3 protein-coding genes are annotated in these 4,217 nt (G+C 39.9%); all 3 read left to right on the forward strand.

The features are described from left to right. On the forward strand, window positions 1–244 hold a 244-nt coding region (locus tag VB740_RS26830), incomplete at its 5' end, for a hypothetical protein (protein WP_323202900.1). Between the two features lie 916 nt (window positions 245–1,160). Continuing rightward, window positions 1,161–1,448: a hypothetical protein gene (locus VB740_RS26835; protein ID WP_323202901.1), complete on the forward strand. Its 288-nt coding sequence runs from the start codon at window positions 1,161–1,163 to the stop codon at window positions 1,446–1,448. Window positions 1,449–1,772: 324 nt separating this feature from the next. Continuing rightward, complete coding sequence (locus VB740_RS26840) at window positions 1,773–3,917, forward strand: peptidase domain-containing ABC transporter (RefSeq protein WP_323202902.1); 2,145 nt, start codon at window positions 1,773–1,775, stop codon at window positions 3,915–3,917. Window positions 3,918–4,217: the final 300 nt, after the last annotated feature.

Raw genomic sequence — 4,217 nt, forward strand, 5'->3', positions numbered from 1 at the left:
TAAAACTAAAGAGGAAGTTAAGAAGTCTATTGACTTAAAGTTATCTTCCTTGAAGCTTGCCTTTGCTACTAACAATACCAAACAAACAGCTGTTGGTGGTAACGGCGGCAACGGTGGCAATATCACTATCGGCGGCGGCAAAGGTTCACCCGTTGTGATCGTTAAGTCTAATATCAGCGCAAATGGTGGAAATGGTGGAGACGCAACCAACTTCAACTCAACCGCCCAAGGTGTAGCAAATTAAGTAAATTTATGAGGTTTAGTAGAAGGGTAATAGTAAACGGAAAGACACGTTAATCGCGTCTTTACCTGGATCAATCACGGCATATTAAGCAATTCAACCTGTTGACGCAGGCGTAAGTTGCTCATTGCACGAGAATAAACTGCTAATTGACTTAAATCTTTCGTGGCCATTAGCTAGCTTTATTTAGATTTGGCTTATCCTAACATAAGTTCATTGCGACCCCCTACTTTTCTTCACAAAAATTAACAAAATTCTATTGATGGTTGCTATTAAGCAATCATCAATATACCTATCTGTGGCGTTTTTTCCTAAACATACTGCATTACCCTACTGCATTACCCTTGAATAATCAAGTAGGGAAACAAGCGCTGTTAACACAGGAATCGACCATATCCGTGTTTAATCACTCTCGGCAAAGTCAAATCTAAAACCCTTTACTATTTAGGGTTTTGCCTATTTGCTTTCGTTTTGGATTTTCTATCAATAATGTGATCATTTAATCCCTGACTAAATCTGACTTTCGACATTTAGTTCTGATTATTCTGATTCCAGAGTGATTAAAGAGGGATATTGATTACAATATCAGTAGTTTGGAAAAGATAAGGAAACTCTTTTTACGTAACTTAATCCAAACGAATAAGCAAGTCTGTCTAAAGGTTTACATACCAAAATTCTCCATGTTTTTCCTTTTGATTAAGTAGGGCAGTGAAAATAATTCTACTATGTGACAAAAAGTACAACTAATCTCTTGCCAATGATACGAAACAATGGCAATGACATAGTATGGATTATTTTTACCTTTCTACTTATACAAAATACACACCTTTTGGTACGTGCTAGCTCTCGTTATCTTGAGTTAAAGCAGCTTTGTATAAAGTTCAAAACTCATAATTAGCACATGAGGTTAACTAAAATCATGAAAAGCATTCAAATCTCCCCAATGTTTATCTCACTGACTGAATCTGAAGAAGAAAGCTTGTGTGGTGGTGAGACCTTGAACCTTTCTAATGGTCTTTATGAAGGAAAAGTTATTAAAGTCAAGGGATCATCTGGTAAAAAAGGAGCAAAGAAACAAACAGGTACATCAAGTACAGTTCAATCAACTACAAAAGTTGTGCAAACTACCAAGGATGTAAAAATTTCAGAAGGACTATTAGATGAGCTAGATGGCCTATTCTCCTACCTATCCATATTCGATTGGTAGTGATAAGTAAGTGGGCGTGAATATAGCGGTTCCCACTCAGATGCGGTACAACGTTATATCGCAAGGTCTAGGGAACATGCCGTGCCCTTACGGCTGTACCTCACGTAAACGATAACCGCTATAATTAAAGGCTAGTGGTAAGCGGCTCCATCCCCTTACTACTAGCCAATGTAGTAAATTTTGGATTGCTTAAGAGTGTTAAATTTCTTTTTGCCCAGTTATTTAGCAAAACTAATCTGTTGGTTTATTTTTTAATCACGCAGGGACGAAACCCTGCTATTTTTTTGTTTTTTATCACAATATTATTGGGTACTGGAGTGTGAAATGAAATACCAAGTTGTTACACAACATAGTGAAGAAGATTGTGGAGCTGCTTGTCTTGCTTCCGTTGCCAAACATTATCGCCGTAACTTTACACTAAATCGCATCCGGGAAGCGGTAGGCACCGGGCAACTTGGAACAACATTGTTGGGATTGAGGCGAGGAGCCGAGGCACTTGGTTTCAACGCGCGTTCGGTCAGGGCATCAAAAGAAATATTAGACCGAATGAACCAAGCGCCACTGCCAGCAATCATTCACTGGAAAGGCTACCACTGGGTTGTTTTATATGGTCAAAAAGGTAAAAAATATGTAATTGCTGACCCGGCCTTTAATATCCGTTATGTCTCTAGAAAAGAATTAATGGAGGCTTGGTCAGATCAAGTCATGCTTTTACTAGAGCCAGATTCGGTTCGCTTCTATGCTCAACCCGATGATAAAGTCAAGGGTATTTGGCGCTTTGCACAGCGTGCATTGCCTTATGGGGGCATAATATTCGAGGCTTTTCTCTGTGCTATATTTATCGGTCTGCTTTCGTTAACGTCTCCTTTCCTGCTTCAAATTTTAACGGATGATGTACTAGTTCGAGGTGATATCCAGCTTCTCACCGGTGTGATTGTTGCGGTTGTGGTGATGAATTTGGTGTCAAGTAGTTTGCAACTAGTTCAATCTAACCTGATTGCCAATTTTGCCCAACGGCTTGAGTTAGGGCTAGTTCTGGAATTTGCCAGGACAATCCTGCGGCTGCCTCTGGCTTACTATGAATCACGTCGCAGTGGTGAGATTGTTAGCAGATTACAAGATATTCAACAAATTAATCAGCTAGTTGCTCAAGCAGTTATCAGTCTGCCTAGCAGCTTGTTTATTGGACTGATTTCTTTGGGTTTCATGTTGTTTTATAGCTGGAAACTCACCCTTGTTGCCGTCGTTGTTGCTATTGTCATGAGTTTATCTACGGTGGTTTTCCTGCCGACACTTCAACAAAAAATCAGAAGTATATTGGTATTAGACGCGGAAAATCAGGGTGTTCTCGTTGAAAGTTTTAAAGGAGCGTTGACGCTCAAAACTACTACTGCTGGTCCTCAATTTTGGGAAGAATTTCAGAACAGATTTGGTCGGCTCTCAAACCAAACATTTCGCACAGTTCAGATTGGAATTATTAACAGCATCTTTTCTGGGTTAGTTTATGCTATTGGCAGCGTTAGTTTGATTGGTTTCGGCAGCACCCTAGTTATTAGTAAGGAACTGAGCATCGGTCAACTGCTGGCATTTAACGGGATGAATGGTAATTTTTTGGCATTCATCGGTGCTGTGATTGGATTTATAGATGAATTCATGCGTGCCAAAACTGCCACAGAACGCTTAACAGAAGTTATCGATGCCACACCTGAAGCTCCAAGCGATAGTAACAAACCCTTTGCTAAAATTCCTAGTGATGTTGATATTGTTTGCACAAAGCTAAACTTTCACTATGCCGGCAGGCTAGAGCTACTGGAAGATTTTTCCCTTACAATTCCTGGCGGTAAAGTTGTTGCTCTAATTGGTACATCCGGCTGTGGAAAAAGTTCTCTTGCTAAACTGATAGCTGGATTATATACACCTAATTCTGGCAATATTCGCTTTGGGATGTATAACATGCAAGACCTAGCTCTTGATTGTTTGCGGCAACAAATTGCTTTGGTTCCTCAAGACGCTCATTTTTGGAGCCGCTCAATTATTGAAAACTTCCGCTTAGGTTCTCCTCACCTCACCTTTGATCAAATTGTCAAGGCTTGCCAAATTGCTGATGCAGATGATTTTATTAGTAAATTACCTGAAAAATATCAAACTGTATTAGGCGAATTTGGGTCAAATATTTCTGGTGGGCAACGCCAAAGACTGGCTCTAGCAAGAGCTATCGTTAACGATCCACCAATCTTAATTTTAGACGAATCAACTGCTGGACTCGATCCAGTTAGTGAAGCTCAAGTTTTAGATCAGCTATTGTCCCACCGCAAAGGTAAAACTACGATCCTAATTAGCCATCGTCCTAGAGTAATTACCCGTGCCGATTGGATTGTTTTGCTTAATCAAGGCAAGTTAGAAATTCAGGGATCAGTAGAAGATTTGCTTGCCAAACCAGGAAAGCATTTAGACTTTTTAACCCCTTAATTGCTCCCAGTTTTAATAGAGCAATCTGATTTGTGAAGATTGAAAGCCTTAAAACCCCGACTTGTTAGAAAAGCCGGGGTTTTTGTTGTTCATGAATGATTTAAATTTGCTATGCACTAGTCCTAACTTTTCACGGTATCTGGAAAACCCATCTCTTAAAAGGCTACGGTGTACACACAAGTCGGAAATAGTAGTCTGTTAAGGAATAATTGACGAGTACATTGATCTGTACGGCGATTTATCGCGTCTCTCTAACGTGTCAGTCTTTTAGACGCGATAAATCGCGTCTCTACATGAGGG

It is taken from the genome of Nostoc sp. UHCC 0251, from assembly GCF_034932245.1.
Lineage (GTDB): Bacteria > Cyanobacteriota > Cyanobacteriia > Cyanobacteriales > Nostocaceae > Nostoc.